This is a genomic window from Alcanivorax sp., from assembly GCF_017794965.1.
Lineage (GTDB): Bacteria > Pseudomonadota > Gammaproteobacteria > Pseudomonadales > Alcanivoracaceae > Alcanivorax.
In genome coordinates this window covers 2,783,334-2,799,125 of the sequence record NZ_CP051240.1, presented here as the reverse complement: position 1 = coordinate 2,799,125, position 15,792 = coordinate 2,783,334, and the positions used below count along the sequence as shown (strand labels likewise).

Below are 15,792 nucleotides of genomic sequence, written 5' to 3'. Positions count from 1 at the left end.
AGGGGACAATGAAAATTCCATTCAAGGTTTGCCTGCTGTTGTTGGTAGCGATTGGGCTGGCGCCCACGTCGCTCTACGCAGATGATACCGAAATTTATTATGCGTGGGCGGAAGCTGACAACAATGAGAACCGTCCCGGTGCCAATGTCATGGTATTGCTGGATACGTCCGGGAGTATGCGTTTTTGCAAAGATAGCGAAAGCAATGTGGGCTGGTGCAGTGATGCGGACAAGCGTCGTATCAATATGCTGGAAGACGCCATGCACATTCTGATTGATTCTGTCCCTACTGAAATCAAAATGGGGCTGGGACGATTCAATGAAGGCTATAACTGTAATGATGGGCGGAACACCTGTGGTGCTCATGTTCTGCTGCCAGCAACCAAGATTGATGCTACTACCAAGCGAGTCTTCAAGGATACGGTGTCTGAGCTCAACACCGCGGGCGATTCCTCCAATGGTCCGAGCCAGGGGTCTCCCTATGGCAGTACTCCCACCGCGGAAGCCTACTGGGAATTGGGTCGGTATATGATTGGCTCAACTCCTCAGAGCTATACCTCATACGGTAATGATTCTGACGACGATAACACCAAATCTGTCTGTCTAGAGTATGAGGAAAGTACAACGTGCGAGGATGTTCAGGTCAGCGACTGGGTTAATATATCTGGGACCTGTAATACTAACGCGTGGAATTGTCGCCGCGAATGTGTTCGTTGGAGAGGGTGGAGATGTCGGGACTATGCTTATCAAAAATACCAGGTAACCGGCACAGAAGAGCAATGTGACACTACATCCACATGTATTCGAGAAGAGCCTATTGTTGATTCTTCTGGCCAGTATGTCTCTCCCCGGAATACGGCGAACCAGTGTGAAAGTAATCATATCGTGCTGTTTACCGATGGCGAGGCAAACGATGTGAACCTGCCTTGCGGGGGGGCGAACTCCTCTTATGAGTGTCAGCGAATTATTTCTAATTACTTGCACAATAACTTCAATGTCAGCACCTACAATGTGGGGCTGTACATGGATGACAATCGCGCAAATATGGAGAAAGTGTCCACCGATGGAGAGGCTGGAACCTTTACGGCATCGGACACGGAAAGTTTGGCGGCGGCATTCCTGGAAGCCTTTGACTTGATCGACAAGCAGTCGCGATCAATAGCTGCTCCGGGTGTGGCGATCAACCAGATGAACCGTTTTCAGCATCTGGATCAGCTTTATTACTCCATTTTTGAGCCCAGTGAAAACAGTTACTGGGAAGGCAATCTGAAGCGCTACAAGTTGGAGGATGGCGTTATCAAGGGACAGGACGGCAGTGACGCTGTGGATCCTGATACCGGTTATTTCAAGGAGTTCTCACAGAGCTACTGGAGTGAGGATGTTGATGGATACGATGCCAAGTTGGGTGGTGCACGTGATGAAGTGTCCGCGCGCAAGTTGTTCTACAGCACTTCTGGCGGCGCTACACGCAAGGTGAACTGGACTGATCCTGCGGCGTCAGGGTTGACTAAAACCAGCGTGGGGTTGAGCTCCGGTGATTCTGACGAAAACTTTGATGCGCTGATGGCCGAGTTGCAGGGCATGTGGGGCGACCCCCTGCATAGCGTGCCGCTAATGGTGAACTATGGCGGAAACAGCGATAACAATATCATCTTTGTTTCCAATAACGGTGGCATGCTGCACGCAGTGGATTCTGGTACGGGCGAGGAAAAATTTGCCTTTATGCCCCATGAAATCATGAGCAAAGCCAATCAGTACACGATTGAGCGGCCAGGATTAAGCGGGGCTAATCAGCGCCAGGCGTATGGCTTGGATGGTAGCTGGGTGGCGTGGCGACGCCCAGGAGACACTCCTGATGCTGCTCCGAAAGATGTATTTATTTATGGTGGTATGCGCCGAGGTGGGCGTGAGTACTATGCTCTGGATGTGGGGAATGTGAACAGCCCGTCGCTAAAATGGCAGATTTCCGGTGGTTCAGGCAGCTTTGATAACCTTGGCCAGACTTGGTCTACGCCCACTCTGACCCAGATTCCAGTGGGTGATGAAGTGGTGCCCGTACTGATCTTTGGTGGGGGTTATGACCCGGATGCTCATGATTTGAAACAGGGGGATTCCCGGGGAAATGGCGATGCCATGGGTAATGCGGTCTACATCGTAGACGCCCGGGATGGAAAGCTGATCTGGTCGGCCAGTGACAGCGGTGCGAGCACCAACAATAGTGATATGAAGTGGTCTATCCCGAGTAGTGTTGCGGTGGTGGATAAGGAATTTGATGGCGTTGCTGATTTTCTCTACTTTGGGGATCTTGGCGGTCAGCTATTTAGGGTTGATATCGATCAATCCGGAGGCAAGGATATGAAAGTGAACCGCTTGGCTTCTCTTGGTGGTTCGGGCGCTTCGGGTAATCGCCGGTTCTATGAGGCTCCCTCTGTGGTTTACCTTAATGATGGGGGCAAGAAAACGCTTTATGTTGCGGTTGGTTCCGGTTACCGCTCTCACCCTCTTGATGAAAACGTTCAAGACGGCATCTTTGTGGTGAAAGATCAAACTGCGCTGGCCGGCAAGGGCGCCGCGCCGAAAGATGTGTCTCTCGCCGATATGACCAACGTTGGAACGGGTACGCCGGACAAGGATGAGATGGGCTGGTATTTCTTCTTCGACAAGGGAGAGAAGTCCCTGGCGTCTCCAGTCGTATTCAACAATGTGCTGCGTTTCACTACCTATGAGCCCGCCCAGGAAGAAGATGATGAAAACCCCTGTACAGTGACCTATGGCAAGTCCTATCTCTATACCGTCAGCATCGAAACTGCTGAACCGGTGCCAATCACCAATGATGGCACCATCCCCTCCAGCCGTAGAGAGGAGCTGGAACAGTCCACACCTCCTCCAACGCCAGTGCTGGTAAGTGACGGCGAAGGCAATGTACATGTGGTGGTGGGTACTGAAGTGATCGGTGCGGAAGACCTTGGCTATCAGCACCTGCGCAAGCGCCGCTGGTATCAGATGGATAAGACTCAGGCGAACGAGTTCAAATCCGTCGAGAAAGAGTAACCGGAGGACTTGGGATCATGATGACAACACGCAAGGCCCGCCAGGGTGGTTTTACCCTGGTCGAGGTCATGGTGGTAGCAGGGATGGTGGCCATTCTGGCCGCCATTGCTTACCCCAGTTATACCCGTTATGTGCAGAACGCCCGCCAGTCTGATGCTCAGGCGGAGATCATGTCACTGGCGGGGGCGCTGGAACGTTACCGCGCAAAGAACTTTACCTATGAGGGCGCGACAGTGGCCAATCTGGCGCCAGACTTGGCCAACAGCGAGTTTTATACGGTGACGCTTTCCATCACCGGTACAGGTAATCAGCAGTACCAAATCAGCGCGGCACCGAAAGGTGGTTTGATGTCTGGCACGGATTTCATGGCGCTGGATAGTGAAGGTCGAGCCTGTAAAGGGGCCTCCTCCTGTACACCGAGTAGTAGTACTCACTGGTAACGAGATAGATTGCTACTGACAATCCTCCAATGTGGCCGTCTCTATTCGGGGGCGGCCAATCCAGTTCATGACGATGCGTTTCGCACTGTGGGTGCTGCAAACATAGAAGCTGCCATTCTGGAAATGGGCGATTCCACGGTGACCAAACATCAAGGCATTACCCCTAAAGCGCTTCCAGGTGACGGTGACGCCATCGGGTAGCCGGTAAGCCTCAGTGATCTCCGTGTCAGAGAGCTGCCCATCCCGGTCGCGATCATGTCCAACATGAATGATTCCCGTCGTTTCAAACCGTGAGCAACCACGCTCGCCATCGCACAGTAATTGCTGTCCCTGTGACAGCGCATCTGCCCGTGCTTTTCTGATCAGTGAATGTATGTCTGCGGTTGCTACCTTGACGCGATAGCGCGGAATGATCGTGTTCCAGGCTTGCTGTGCAATGACGGAAAAGATGCTCAGCAGCACCAGACTGATCATGAGTTCAATCAGGGTGAATCCGCCCTTTGCGGTCGGCGGTGAGTGGTCTCTGAGTAGCATGGTGTTTCCTTCGCGTTGACTCACAAGGTGAGCATGGCTCAAGGAAGACTAATGCGGATTCGCTGTTCCGGGTGTGCTACTGTTGCCTCTTTTCCTGTCAGTGTTTTCCGGTAGTGCCCATGTCTGATGTGCTTGTTGTGGGTGGGGGAATCGTCGGTCTGTTGAGTGCGCTTGAGCTTACACAGCGTCAGAAATCGGTCACCCTCATTGATGCACCCTCCCTGTTTCCTCCAGCCTCCTGGGCGGGTGGCGGGATTCTTACTCCCTTGTTTGCGTGGCGCTACAGCGATGCCATGACGCGCCTTTCGGTGGATGCGGTGCCGCGTTTTGAGCGCCTGCTTGATGCGCTGGATCCTGGTGGTGCTGTGGCGGCTGAGTTGTTGCATCGCGGAGGGGTGTGGGTGTCAGTTCAAGGGCAAGAGTGCGATAAGGCACAGGCATGGGCCGAGCGCTGGCATATACCGGTTGAGCCCAGGTCGGCCCGCGGGCTCATGGAAAATTTCAGGCCGGATACCGGTTTGTTATTTCCTGAACAGGGCAATATTCGTAACCCGGGACTGCTGAAACGCCTTCGGCAAACGCTGCTGCGCAAAGGCGTCAGATTTGAAAATGCCCAGGTAGAAAGGCTGTGTCAGCGTCATGGTGGCCTCCAGCTTACCGCTTCCGATGGTCGCTGTTGGCAATCAGAACAGGTGTTGTTGAGTGCGGGGGCAAGCATGCGTGTCTTGCTCGACGGGCTGGGGATCCGCTTGCCGGTATTTCCTGCCAAGGGAGAGATGCTGCTATACCAGATGGCCCCCGGGCAGGTGCCAGCAGTGATGCTGACCGATGAAGGTTACCTGATTCCCCGCAACGATGGCGCCGTGTTGGTGGGGTCGACCCTGCGCAAGGGGGATGCGTCCTGCTACCCAACGGTGCAAGGGCGTTACCAGTTGGAGGCGGTGGCGGCCCGACTGTGGCCGCAGCTGGCAGAACACAAACCGCGCTTCCACTGGGCAGGCGTACGGCCCGGCTGCGAAAGGGATGTGCCGTTCCTGGGCGCCGTGCCCGGCATGCCCGGTGTGTATGCGGCTGCCGGTCATTTTCGCAATGGCCTGGTATCGGCACCGGCCAGCGCTGAACTGCTCGCCCAGATCATGTGCGGGCAGCCAACGTTCACCGACCCGACGCCTTATTCGCTGCCATCGTCATCCCTGTCCAGTTCCAGCTTTTTGAGGCGATAGCGAAGAGAACGGAAGGTCATGCCCAGTTTCTTGGCGGCCGCAGTGCGGTTCCAGTGAGTGGAGTCCAGCGCCTTGAGGATTTCCTGGCGTTCAATGTCCTGCAAGAAATCTTCAAGGGGTTGGGCGCTGTCACGTTCTGGCAGTGCGTTGCCAACCGGCGTTTGGGTTGCTGCCGAGACAGGTTGTGACTGTCCTTGAAGATGGAGATTGTCGGTTTCGATGATCTGCCCTTCACACAGTGTCATTGCCCGCTCAAGGGTATTCTCAAGCTCCCGAACATTACCCGGGAAGGGGTAGTCACACAGGGCTGCCATCGCCCGATCACTGACGGTGGGAGGCTGGGTATCCCAGGCCTGACTCAGTCGCTGCAGGATGTGCGCTACCAGTGCGGGAATATCGTCTTTTCTTTCACGAAGGGGGGGGACATGGGCTTCAATGACATTCAGCCGGTAGAACAGATCCTGACGAAAGCGGCCTTCCTGCATTTCCCGGGCAAGGTCCTTGTGGGTGGCACAAAGAATCCGCAGGTTGACCTGAAACTCCCGCGCTTCCCCCACCGGCCGCACGCTTTTTTCCTGGATCGCCCGCAGTAACTTGACCTGCATGTGGAGGGGGAGATCGGCGACTTCATCCAGAAACAGGGTGCCGCCATCCGCCTCACGGAACAGTCCCTTGCGGTCTTCCACGGCGCCGGTAAACGCCCCTTTGCGGTGGCCGAAAAACTCGCTTTCCATCAGCTCTGAAGGAATGGCCCCACAGTTGACGGCAACAAAGGGTTTATCCCGTCGCGGGCCCAGGTTATGGATCAGGCGCGCGATGCGCTCCTTGCCACTACCGGACTCGCCACTGATATAGATGGGTGCCTGACTGCGTGAAAGTTTCCTGACCTGGGCCTTGAGCGCCTGCATGGCAGGGGCTTCGCCGATCAGGTTGTTTTCCTCTTCCTGATGTTCTTCCACATGGCTGATGTCGAGACCGTCTTCGATCAGCTGACGCAGCCGGTCCAGCGCCACGGGCTTGGAAATAAAATCGTAGGCGCCCAGCTTCATGGCGTCTGTAGCGGTTTCCATGTTGCCGTAGGCGGTGATGACGGCCACGGGCATTTCCGGGCAGTGCTGGGCGATATGCTGAAGCAGTTCCAGGCCTGTGCCATCGCCGAGATTCATGTCGGTCAGGCAGAGGTCAAAGTGTCCATCATTCAGTTTGTCCTTGGCGGCCCCCAGGGATTCCGCAGCGGTTGCCTTGAGCTTCATTCGTCCCAGAGTGATGACCAGCAGCTCACGAAGATCCGCTTCGTCATCCACAACCAGAACGTGGGGGGTATCTGCACTCATAGTCGAACTCTGTTATTGAAATTGTCGGTGCGGGTGGGCAAAGGTTATCACAAAGCAGGCGCCGGTTTCGGTGTCCTCCAGATCCAGGGTAGCCTGGTTGGCCTGACACAGCTCGCGGCACAGATACAGGCCAAGGCCATTACCATCAGTGGCGGTGGTGTAGAAGGGCTCGAACAAGTGACGGGCGGCTTCTTCATCAATGCCGGTGCCATTATCGTGAATACGTAGCCAAGGCAGGCCGGTGCGGTCATGGGTGCCGCAGTGGAGTCTGATCCGCGTGCCTTCGCCGCCGTGCTTGAGGGCATTGGCAATCAGGTTATCCAGCACCCGGGTCAGTTGATTGGGATCAAAGCGCACCTCCACATCATCACCACAGGCCAGCTCCACGGGCGATCCTTCTGTTTTCAGGTTCCAGCTTTCCTGAATCGACTGCAGCAAGGTGGTGAGAACGAAGCGTTCGGCGTTGCCCTTGCCTCGCCGTGATAGATCCAGTACGTCGTGAATGATGCCATTCACCCGGTTGACATGGTTTCGAATGATGGACAGCAGATGTTGATCCTCGGCGCTGGGCTCTCCGTCAAGCAGCAGGTCGGTGGCATGATTGATGGCGCTGAGTGGATTGCGGATTTCATGGGCCAGCGTGGCTGACAATCGCCCCAGTGAACTGAGGTTCAGTTGCTGGGCTTCCTGTGCGACCCGTGCGGTATCCTCCAGAAAGATCAGGGTGAGGTTTTCATGGCCGGTATCCAGGCTGGCAAAGCGGGGACTCAGTGTGGGGCTTTGCTCGGACACGCGCAGTGTGGCCAGCGGCAGCATGGGGTTGTCTTGCCATCGTTCATGCCGGCTGATCAGCGTTTGCGGCAAGCGCTTGCCAAGCATGGGTGAGTCAAAAAGGTTGTTGGCTGCATGGTTCGACATCAGCACCTGGTGCTGTTCATCGAACACCATCACGCCAGTACGCATGCGCTGAACAATCTGCTGATTGAGCGCTTCCAGCCTTTCAATCGCCACCCGCTGACGACGGGCAATCTGTTCGCTGTGCTCCAGCCGTTGGGCAACCTGCTGAATGATCAGTGAGACCATGAAGAAAGCAATCCCCAGTAGCCCGGACTCGGTCAGCATAAATGGCGAATCGAACTGTTCCTGAATGGAAAAATAGAACTGCTCGAACATGGCTGACAGGGTGGCCAGTGCTGCGATGAGAAAACCCAGTCGGCCGCGCAGGAGTATGTTGCCTGCGGCCACTGTGACCAGCAGCAGTACAGCAAGCCCGCCTTCCAGGCCTCCCTGGGCATGAACAACCAGGGTCAGCATGATCAGGTCGGTGATCAGGGCCGTGGGCTGGGCCCATCCGGGGAAGGCGCGCTGGTGGCGCCGGTGGTCCAGGGTGGTGGAGGCCAGGATGAGCCCAAGGTAGGCAAAAAGCGTGGCCTGAAACAGGTTCGGTGAATGTTTGCCAATCAGCGGTGCATCCGGTGCGAAATGCAGAAACAGCAACGCACAGGCGATGGCAATACGGTAGACATTATAGATGCGGGCGGGGGTCCATCCCTGACTACTGGTCATGATGCTCCAGATACAGCCGTTGATGCTCCATACTGCAGAAGTGCTGGCCGTTGTGCGTGAACGCTTCGTGGTCGGGCACATGCACGCCGCACTGCGCGCACTTGCGCATCAGTTCCTGCCGGCCACCGGAGGCGGGCGGGGTGTCCTGGCGGGGAGAGGAAAGCAGGTTCTTGACCACCCGCCAGACAATATAAATCAGTGCTGCAATGACCAGCAGGCGAATCAGCCCCATTCTTTTCTCCTTGTTTTGTGCACCCTGATGCATTCATGGATCGCGGTCTAAAGAGTACAATCAGCGCTCATTTCATGAAAGGCCGGTGAAGATGCGAATTATCATGGCCCAGCAGAATGCGCTGGTGGGGGACATTGAGGGTAACGCACAGCGTGTGATCGAGGCCGCCGACGAAGCCCGGCGGCTGCTGGGCGCTGATCTGGTGGTTTTTCCGGAGCTGATGCTCACGGGCTATCCGCCGGAAGACCTGTTGCTGCGCCCCAGCCTCAACAGCCGCGTGGACGATGCACTGGCCGCCATTGGCGAGGCGATCACGTTACCTGTCGTGCTGGGTTATCCCGCGGTTCGCAATGGGCTGCGGCGCAATGCTGCCGGGGTGCTTTTCCCCGGCGAAAGGCAACCGCGCCATGAGTACTTCAAGCAATGTCTGCCCAACTACCGTGTTTTCGATGAAAAGCGTTATTTCCAGGCTGGCGACGCGCCCTGCACATTCGAGTTGGGGGGCTGGACCTTCGGCATCACCATCTGTGAAGACATCTGGCACAGTGCACCCGCCAGCCAGCTTCAGGAGGCCGGCGCACAAATCGTGCTGAACCTGAATGCATCACCGTTCCGCGCCAACAAGGTCGCAGAGCGGCTGGAGCAGGTCCAGGCGCGTAGCCGGGAAACCGGTATGTCCATCCTCTACTGCAACCTGGTGGGCGGCCAGGATGAACTGGTGTTCGACGGGGCGTCGTTTGCCTGCAACTCCCGTGGTGAAAAGTGCGTCCAGGGCGCCAGCTTCAATGAGGCGCTGGTGCCGGTGGACCTGCAGTGTGAGGGGGGCAGTTGTGACCCTGTGGGGGAATTGCTGCCCGTGCCGGAACTGGAGCAGAGTCTCTACCAGGCGCTGGTACTGGCCACCCGGGACTACGTGAACAAGAATGGCTTCAAGGGCGCCTTGCTGGGACTGTCCGGCGGCATTGATTCCGCACTCACCCTGGCGGTGGCTGTGGACGCGTTGGGGCCGGAACGGGTAGAAGCGGTGATGATGCCGTTCCGTTACACCTCAGCCATGAGTCTCGAGGATGCAGAAAAACAGGCTCGTACCCTGCGGGTGAAATATCACGTGATGCCTATTGAGCCGGCGTTCAACGGCTTTATGGGGATTCTCGATGAGGCGTTTGCCGGCTTGCCCAAAGACACCACGGAGGAAAACCTGCAGGCCCGTTGCCGGGGGGTGATTCTCATGGCGTTATCCAACAAGAGTGGCTCAGTCGTGCTGACCACCGGCAACAAGAGTGAAATGGCGGTGGGTTATGCCACCCTGTATGGAGACATGGCCGGCGGCTTCTCCGTGCTCAAGGATGTCTTCAAGACCATGGTGTTCCGGCTTTGCTGGTGGCGTAACCAGCAGGCGGGTAGCGAGATCATTCCCGAGCGGGTCATCACTCGACCACCTTCCGCCGAGCTGGCACCGGACCAGGTAGATACCGACTCCCTGCCCGACTACGACGAGCTGGATGCCATTCTGCAGCGCTATGTGGAACAGGACATGAGCGCAGAGGCGGTGATTCGTGACGGCTTCGACCGTGACAACGTCTATCGTGTCGTCAAGCTCACTGACCGCAACGAATACAAGCGCCGCCAGGCGGCGGTGGGCCCCCGGGTCAGCCGGCGCGCTTTCGGCAAGGACCGCCGCTACCCGATCACCAACGGCTGGCGGCCGGGGGACTAAAGGCAGCTACGAGCTTCCAGCTGTGAGCTTCGAGGGAGATCAAAATCAAAAAAGGGTGGCCCGAATCGGTATCGGAGCCACCCTTTTTTAGCTAGAAGCTAGAAGCTAGAAGCTAGAAGCTAGAAGCTAGAAGCTAGAAGCTCAAAGAAGGTCGAATGTCAGCAGGCTGAGGATGCCGTTGTCCTCGTCGGGCCACCAGGCCAGGTCCACTTCCTGTTCGTCGCCCAGATAGCCACTCTCCGGGAAGTTGAGCGCCAGCACGGCGCGGCTTTTGGCGGCCAGTTCCGGGTATTCCAGGCGCTCGTAGCTCTTCACCATGATGGCCAGCGCTTCCTCCACCGCCGGGGTTCGCTGGTAGTGTTTGACCACGTACTGGGCACGGTTCACGGAAGCCACAATGGCGCCGCGACGGGCGTAGTAGCGGGCCACATGCAGTTCCTGCCGGGCCAGCTGATTGCGAATGTGGACCATGCGGGCGCGGGCGTCTGGCGCATACTCGCTGTCCGGGTAGCGGGTCACCAGTCGCTCGAAATCCCGGAAGGCATCCTTGGCCGCATCCATATCACGGGCGGAACGGTCGGAGCTGACCAGGTTGTCGAACAGGCCCTTTTCCATGTTGAAGTTGGCCAGTCCGCGCATGTAAAGGGCGTAGTCGGTACGAGGATGTGCCGGGTAATTACGCATGAACCGCTGTGCCGCGACTACGGTGGCCGGATAATCCACGGACATGTAATAGGCGTAAATCAGGTCAAGGCCGGACTGTTCAGCAAAATCGCCGTAGGGAAAGCGGACCTCCAGCTCCTTGAGCTGGTCAATGGCTGTGAGGTAGTTCTTTGACTCGATGGAGTCATGGGCTTCCCGATACTGGGCGGCTTCGGTGAGTTCCGGAGCATCCTTGTTGCTGGCACAGCCGGCAAGCAGCATCAGGGCCAGGAGTGGCCAGAAAAAGCGTGGCATTCTTTCCTCGTCGGACGGGTTACAATGGCGCGTTAGTTACGTAGAGCGACATTTAAACACAGGTTGGATTATGGGACATCTTGGCGGCGAGAAAATTCAACGTACCGAGCAGGTGCAAGCGGAACAGGCGGGCCAGCGGGTGGATCAGGCGGCGGCCGAGCTGTTTGACGGATTTTCCCGTTCCCGTCTGCAGAGCTGGATCAAGGACGGAGTGCTCACTGTCGATGGCAAGAAGGCCAGACCCAAGGACAAGCTTACCGGAACCGAATCCCTCAGCCTGGAAGTGGTGATCGAACCTGAACTGGAAGATCAGGCCCAGGCCATCGCCCTGGACGTGGTCTATGAGGATGATGACCTGATTGTCATCAACAAGCCCACCGGGCTGGTGGTGCACCCGGCGGCAGGTCATGCCGACGGGACCCTGCTGAACGGGCTGCTACATCACGATGAGCGCCTGAACAGCCTGCCACGGGCGGGGATCGTGCATCGGCTGGACCGGGATACTACCGGGCTGATGGTGGTAGCGCGTTCCCTGGAGGCGCATACCAGCCTGGTGTCACAGCTGCAGGACAAGAGCCTGTTCCGCCAGTACGAAGCTATTGCGGTGGGGGTGATGACCGGCGGGGGCAAGGTAGATGCGCCCATTGGCCGTCACCCGGTAGACCGCAAAAGGCAGGCAGTGGTTAAGGAAGGAGGTAAGGAAGCGGTTACTCACTACCGTGTGATGGATCGCTACCGTGCCCATACCCGCATTCAGGTGAAGCTGGAAACCGGCCGCACCCACCAGATCCGGGTGCACATGGCTTACCGCAATTACCCCCTGGTAGGGGATCCGCTCTACGGTGGCCGCCTGAAATTCCCGGCGGGTGCGACCGAGGAGCTTCGTCAGGCCCTGCGCCGTTTTCCCCGCCAGGCTCTGCATGCCCGCAAACTGGGCTTGATTCACCCGGCAAGTGGAGAATACTGTGAATTCGAAGCGCCGTTGCCCGACGATATGCAGGGGCTGATCAAGGTGCTGGAAGACGACGCGGCCAACGCGTGATACCCACCGTGCCCGAGGCACCTTGAAGGCGGCTCCCATGACGTTACCTGATCGCTCAGACTGGCTCTGGCCCGACTGGCATCCTCACCCGGCCGTACGGGTGGCGGTGACCACCCGGGCAGGCAGCCATTCCCCACAACCCTGGGATGGCTTCAATCTGGGTTTGAATTGCGGAGATCAGTCCACTCGGGTAGAGCAGGCTCGCCATCATGTGGAAAAGCTGCTGCAAGCCGATCATCCTGCCGCCTGGTTGTGGCAAGTGCATGGCAAGCGCGTGATTCGCGCCGATGATCCGGATAATGAAGCTGATGGTGTCTGGACCGATCAGCAGCGCTGGCCCTGTGTGGTGCTGACGGCCGATTGTCTTCCTGTGCTGCTGGCCAGGCAGGATGGTTCCGCGGTCGCCGCGGTGCATGCCGGTTGGCGGGGCCTTCAGGCGGGGATTGTTGCCGAGGGCGTGAACAGGATTGCCCCCAACGGCGAACCTGTCAGCGCCTGGCTGGGGCCTGCGATCTGCGGCAAATGCTATCAGGTCGGTGATGAAGTCTATCGCGCCTTCGTGGATGCGAATCCCGCCTTCAAAACTGCTTTCAGCCAGGATGCCACACCCCACCACTGGCGCTTCTCCGTGGCTCACGCCGCCATGACCGAACTGGCCAACCTCGGCGTCGACGATGTACAGGGCGGCGAACTGTGCACCGCCTGTGACCTGGAGCGCTTCTATTCCTATCGCAAGGAAGGTGAGACGGGGCGGTTTGCGTCGTTGATCTGGCTGGATGAGAGCAGTTAACAGTGAATAGTGAACAGTGAACAGTGAACAGCTCGCGATTAGGGGGGGCTCTGTTTGGACAGCATAGAGGCCGCGCCCATAGGTTGGGCGCGGCCTCTGACGTTTTAAAACCTGACATGCGCCCTCGCGCCGCTGTTAACTGTTCACTATTCACTGTTAACTGCCCTTGAGTTTGGCCCAATCGGACCCATCTTAGGTCCAGTTGATTGATTTCCGGTGATCACCGGTCGCTTGCCGTCAGGGAGTGTCCGGGTGGATCGACCCCGGACAAAGGAGAGCCAAGACAATGCGAATGGACAAACTCACTGCGCGTTTGCAGGAAGCCCTTTCTGACGCGCAATCCCTGGCCGTGGGGCAGGGCAACAGCACCATCGAACCTGTTCACCTGATGCTGGCGCTGATGCAGCAGCAAGGTGGCGTGGCGAAGCCTCTTATCGAGAAAACCGGTGCCAACACCGCCGATGTGATCACTGCCCTGAACATGGCCGTGGACAAGCTGCCCACGGTAAGCAACTTCAATGGTGATGTGACCATGGGCCAGGGCACCGGCCGCCTGCTCAATCTGGCGGATCGCGAGGCGCAACAGAATGGTGACCAGTACCTGTCGTCGGAAGTGGTGCTGCTGGCCGCCTGTGATGACAGTGGTGAGCTAGGCAAAATTCTCAAAAATGCCGGCGTTACCAAGAAGGTGCTGGCGGAAAAGATTGCCGAGGTGCGAGGAGGCGAAGCGGTGACCGATCCCAATGCCGAAGACAAGCGTGAAGCGCTGGACAAGTACACCGTCAATCTCACCGAGCGCGCGGAGTCGGGCAAGCTGGATCCGGTGATCGGCCGTGACGATGAAATCCGCCGCACCATTCAGGTATTGCAGCGCCGTACCAAGAATAACCCGGTGCTGATCGGTGAACCCGGTGTGGGCAAGACGGCCATCGTTGAAGGGCTCGCCCAGCGAATTGTCAACGGTGAGGTTCCGGAAGGTCTCAAGGACAAGCAGGTGCTGTCGCTGGATATGGCGGCGCTGATTGCCGGTGCCAAGTACCGTGGGGAATTCGAGGAGCGTCTCAAGGCGGTGCTCAACGAGCTGGCCAAGCAGGAAGGGCGGATCATCCTCTTTATTGATGAGCTGCACACCATGGTCGGTGCCGGTAAGGGTGACGGGGCCATGGATGCGGGCAACATGCTCAAGCCGGCACTGGCCCGCGGTGAGTTGCACTGTGTGGGCGCCACCACCCTGGATGAGTATCGGCAGTATATTGAAAAGGATGCGGCGCTTGAGCGTCGTTTCCAGAAAGTATTGGTGGACGAGCCCACCGTAGAAGACACCATCGCTATCCTGCGTGGCCTGAAAGAGCGCTACGAAGTGCACCACGGCGTGGATATTACCGACAGCGCCATTGTGGAAGCCGCGCGCCTTAGCCATCGCTACATCACCGATCGCCAGCTGCCGGATAAAGCCATCGATCTGATCGATGAAGCGGGCAGCCGTATCCGCATGGAAATTGATTCCATGCCGGAAGAGATGGATCGTCTTGATCGTCGTCTGATCCAGCTGAAGATGGAGCGCGAGGCGCTGCGCAAGGAAGATGATGATGCCAGCAAGAAGCGCCTGGACAAGCTGGAAGGCGAGATCGACGAGCTGGAAAAGGAGTACGCTGACCTGGAAGAAATCTGGCAGGCCGAGAAGGCAGCCCTTCAGGGAGCGCAAGAGTACAAGGCGGAATTGGAGCAGGCTCGCGTGGAGCTGGAGCAGGCCCGTCGTGCCGGCGATCTAAATCGCATGTCTGAGCTGCAGTACGGGGTGATCCCGGATCTGGAGAAAAAGGTGCAGACGGCGCAGGACCAGGAAGAGCAGCAGGCGCAGACCCAGAACCAGCTGCTGCGCAACAAGGTCACCGAGGAAGAAATCGCCGAGGTGGTATCCAAGTGGACCGGCATTCCCGTGTCCAAGATGCTGGAAGGCGAAAAGGAAAAACTGCTGCGCATGGAAGACGCACTGCACGAGCGTGTGGTGGGGCAGAGCGAGGCGGTGGAAGCGGTGGCCAACGCGGTGCGCCGTTCCCGTGCCGGGCTCTCTGATCCCAATCGCCCCAACGGCAGCTTCCTGTTCCTGGGTCCCACCGGGGTGGGCAAGACCGAGCTGTGCAAGGCCCTGGCCAACTTCCTGTTCGATACGGAAGAAGCCATGGTGCGTATCGACATGTCCGAGTTCATGGAGAAGCATTCCGTGGCGCGGCTGGTGGGTGCCCCTCCGGGCTATGTGGGCTATGAGGAGGGCGGCTACCTGACCGAAGCGGTGCGACGCAAACCCTACTCGGTGGTGCTGTTGGACGAGGTGGAAAAGGCCCACCCGGATGTATTCAACATCCTGCTGCAGGTGTTGGATGATGGTCGCCTCACGGATGGTCAGGGCCGTACCGTGGACTTCCGCAACACGGTGGTGGTGATGACTTCCAACCTGGGCTCGGATCTGATCCAGACCCTGGCCGGCGAAGGGGATTATCAGGCCATGAAATCCGCGGTTATGGAGGTGGTCGGGAACCACTTCCGTCCGGAATTCATCAACCGCGTGGACGAGACGGTGGTGTTCCACCCGCTGGAGAAAGACCAGCTCAAGGGGATTGCCGCCATCCAGCTGGACTACCTGCGCAAAAGGCTGGCCGAGCGGGAGATCCGCCTGGAGATCAGCGATGCCGCTCTCGGAAAGCTGGTGGAAGCGGGTTTCGATCCGGTCTACGGTGCCCGTCCTCTGAAGCGGGCTATCCAGCAGCAGTTGGAGAATCCGCTGGCGCAATCCCTGTTGAGAGGGGAGTTTGGCCAGGGCGATGCGATTCGCTTGGATGTGGACGGAGATGCCTTCAGCTTCAACCGCTGATCATCCACCGGATAATCAAAAAGGCCGCTCATTTG

General features: G+C 57.8%; 12 protein-coding genes. 7 read left to right on the top strand and 5 right to left on the bottom strand.

The annotated features are described in order from the left end of the window. Positions 1 to 8 precede the first annotated feature (8 nt). Together HF945_RS12270 and HF945_RS12265 are read left to right on the top strand one after the other, a co-directional pair. Positions 9 to 3,050, top strand: coding sequence for a PilC/PilY family type IV pilus protein (locus tag HF945_RS12270; protein ID WP_290522882.1), 3,042 nt, complete (start codon positions 9 to 11; stop codon positions 3,048 to 3,050). A gap of 17 nt (positions 3,051 to 3,067) precedes the next feature. After that, positions 3,068 to 3,490, top strand: coding sequence for a type IV pilin protein (locus HF945_RS12265; RefSeq protein ID WP_290522881.1), 423 nt, complete (start codon positions 3,068 to 3,070; stop codon positions 3,488 to 3,490). A gap of 12 nt (positions 3,491 to 3,502) precedes the next feature. Here HF945_RS12265 and HF945_RS12260 read toward each other — a convergent pair whose 3' ends face one another. Next, positions 3,503 to 4,024 carry a GspH/FimT family pseudopilin gene (locus HF945_RS12260; protein ID WP_290522880.1) on the bottom strand — a complete coding sequence of 174 codons (522 nt, stop codon included), beginning with the start codon at positions 4,022 to 4,024 and terminating at the stop codon, positions 3,503 to 3,505. A 119-nt stretch (positions 4,025 to 4,143) separates the two neighbouring features. On the opposite strand from HF945_RS12260, the gene HF945_RS12255 reads away from it, so the two are divergent. Continuing rightward, the gene (locus HF945_RS12255) at positions 4,144 to 5,247 is read left to right on the top strand and encodes an FAD-dependent oxidoreductase (protein WP_290522879.1); all 1,104 of its coding nucleotides are present in this window, start codon (positions 4,144 to 4,146) and stop codon (positions 5,245 to 5,247) included. Here HF945_RS12255 and HF945_RS12250 read toward each other — a convergent pair. Genes HF945_RS12250 through HF945_RS12240 form a run of 3 tightly spaced genes read right to left on the bottom strand, consistent with a single transcriptional unit; the run spans position 5,196 to position 8,379 of the window. Continuing rightward, the gene (locus HF945_RS12250) at positions 5,196 to 6,581 is read right to left on the bottom strand and encodes a sigma-54 dependent transcriptional regulator (RefSeq protein ID WP_290522878.1); all 1,386 of its coding nucleotides are present in this window, start codon (positions 6,579 to 6,581) and stop codon (positions 5,196 to 5,198) included. The genes HF945_RS12255 and HF945_RS12250 overlap by 52 nt on opposite strands. 12 nt (positions 6,582 to 6,593) lie before the next feature. Continuing rightward, the gene (locus HF945_RS12245; protein WP_290522877.1) at positions 6,594 to 8,147 is read right to left on the bottom strand and encodes a HAMP domain-containing sensor histidine kinase; all 1,554 of its coding nucleotides are present in this window, start codon (positions 8,145 to 8,147) and stop codon (positions 6,594 to 6,596) included. Beyond that, positions 8,137 to 8,379: a PP0621 family protein gene (locus tag HF945_RS12240; RefSeq protein WP_290522876.1), complete on the bottom strand. Its 243-nt coding sequence runs from the start codon at positions 8,377 to 8,379 to the stop codon at positions 8,137 to 8,139. Before HF945_RS12240 ends, HF945_RS12245 begins: the two co-directional genes overlap by 11 nt. 91 nt (positions 8,380 to 8,470) lie before the next feature. On the opposite strand from HF945_RS12240, the gene HF945_RS12235 reads away from it, so the two are divergent. Next, positions 8,471 to 10,096, top strand: coding sequence for an NAD+ synthase (locus HF945_RS12235; protein ID WP_290525417.1), 1,626 nt, complete (start codon positions 8,471 to 8,473; stop codon positions 10,094 to 10,096). Between the two features lie 141 nt (positions 10,097 to 10,237). Here the strand turns inward: HF945_RS12235 and HF945_RS12230 are convergent, their stop codons facing one another. Continuing rightward, complete coding sequence (locus HF945_RS12230) at positions 10,238 to 11,053, bottom strand: outer membrane protein assembly factor BamD (RefSeq protein WP_290522875.1); 816 nt, start codon at positions 11,051 to 11,053, stop codon at positions 10,238 to 10,240. A 70-nt stretch (positions 11,054 to 11,123) separates the two neighbouring features. Between HF945_RS12230 and rluD the strand changes: the two genes are divergently transcribed. The 3 genes from rluD (at position 11,124) to clpB (ending at position 15,757) form a co-directional block, all read left to right on the top strand. Next, on the top strand, positions 11,124 to 12,095 hold the full coding sequence (gene rluD, locus HF945_RS12225; protein WP_290522874.1) for a 23S rRNA pseudouridine(1911/1915/1917) synthase RluD: 972 nt from the start codon (positions 11,124 to 11,126) through the stop codon (positions 12,093 to 12,095). Positions 12,096 to 12,132: 37 nt separating this feature from the next. Then, positions 12,133 to 12,885: a peptidoglycan editing factor PgeF gene (gene pgeF, locus HF945_RS12220; protein ID WP_290522873.1), complete on the top strand. Its 753-nt coding sequence runs from the start codon at positions 12,133 to 12,135 to the stop codon at positions 12,883 to 12,885. A 286-nt stretch (positions 12,886 to 13,171) separates the two neighbouring features. Continuing rightward, a complete protein-coding gene (gene clpB / locus HF945_RS12215) occupies positions 13,172 to 15,757 on the top strand; it encodes an ATP-dependent chaperone ClpB (protein ID WP_290522872.1) in 2,586 nt (861 codons plus the stop codon). Positions 15,758 to 15,792: the final 35 nt, after the last annotated feature.

Bases quoted from the DNA above. Each gene is read 5' to 3' on its own strand.
- HF945_RS12240 (WP_290522876.1), bottom strand. From the start codon at position 8,379: ATGGGGCTGATTCGCCTGCTGGTCATTGCAGCACTGATTTATATTGTC.
- HF945_RS12270 (WP_290522882.1), top strand. From the start codon at position 9: ATGAAAATTCCATTCAAGGTTTGCCTGCTGTTGTTGGTAGCGATTGGG.
- HF945_RS12265 (WP_290522881.1), top strand. From the start codon at position 3,068: ATGATGACAACACGCAAGGCCCGCCAGGGTGGTTTTACCCTGGTCGAG.
- rluD (WP_290522874.1), top strand. From the start codon at position 11,124: ATGGGACATCTTGGCGGCGAGAAAATTCAACGTACCGAGCAGGTGCAA.
- HF945_RS12260 (WP_290522880.1), bottom strand. From the start codon at position 4,024: ATGCTACTCAGAGACCACTCACCGCCGACCGCAAAGGGCGGATTCACC.
- HF945_RS12255 (WP_290522879.1), top strand. From the start codon at position 4,144: ATGTCTGATGTGCTTGTTGTGGGTGGGGGAATCGTCGGTCTGTTGAGT.
- pgeF (WP_290522873.1), top strand. From the start codon at position 12,133: ATGACGTTACCTGATCGCTCAGACTGGCTCTGGCCCGACTGGCATCCT.
- HF945_RS12235 (WP_290525417.1), top strand. From the start codon at position 8,471: ATGCGAATTATCATGGCCCAGCAGAATGCGCTGGTGGGGGACATTGAG.
- HF945_RS12230 (WP_290522875.1), bottom strand. From the start codon at position 11,053: ATGCCACGCTTTTTCTGGCCACTCCTGGCCCTGATGCTGCTTGCCGGC.
- clpB (WP_290522872.1), top strand. From the start codon at position 13,172: ATGCGAATGGACAAACTCACTGCGCGTTTGCAGGAAGCCCTTTCTGAC.
- HF945_RS12245 (WP_290522877.1), bottom strand. From the start codon at position 8,147: ATGACCAGTAGTCAGGGATGGACCCCCGCCCGCATCTATAATGTCTAC.
- HF945_RS12250 (WP_290522878.1), bottom strand. From the start codon at position 6,581: ATGAGTGCAGATACCCCCCACGTTCTGGTTGTGGATGACGAAGCGGAT.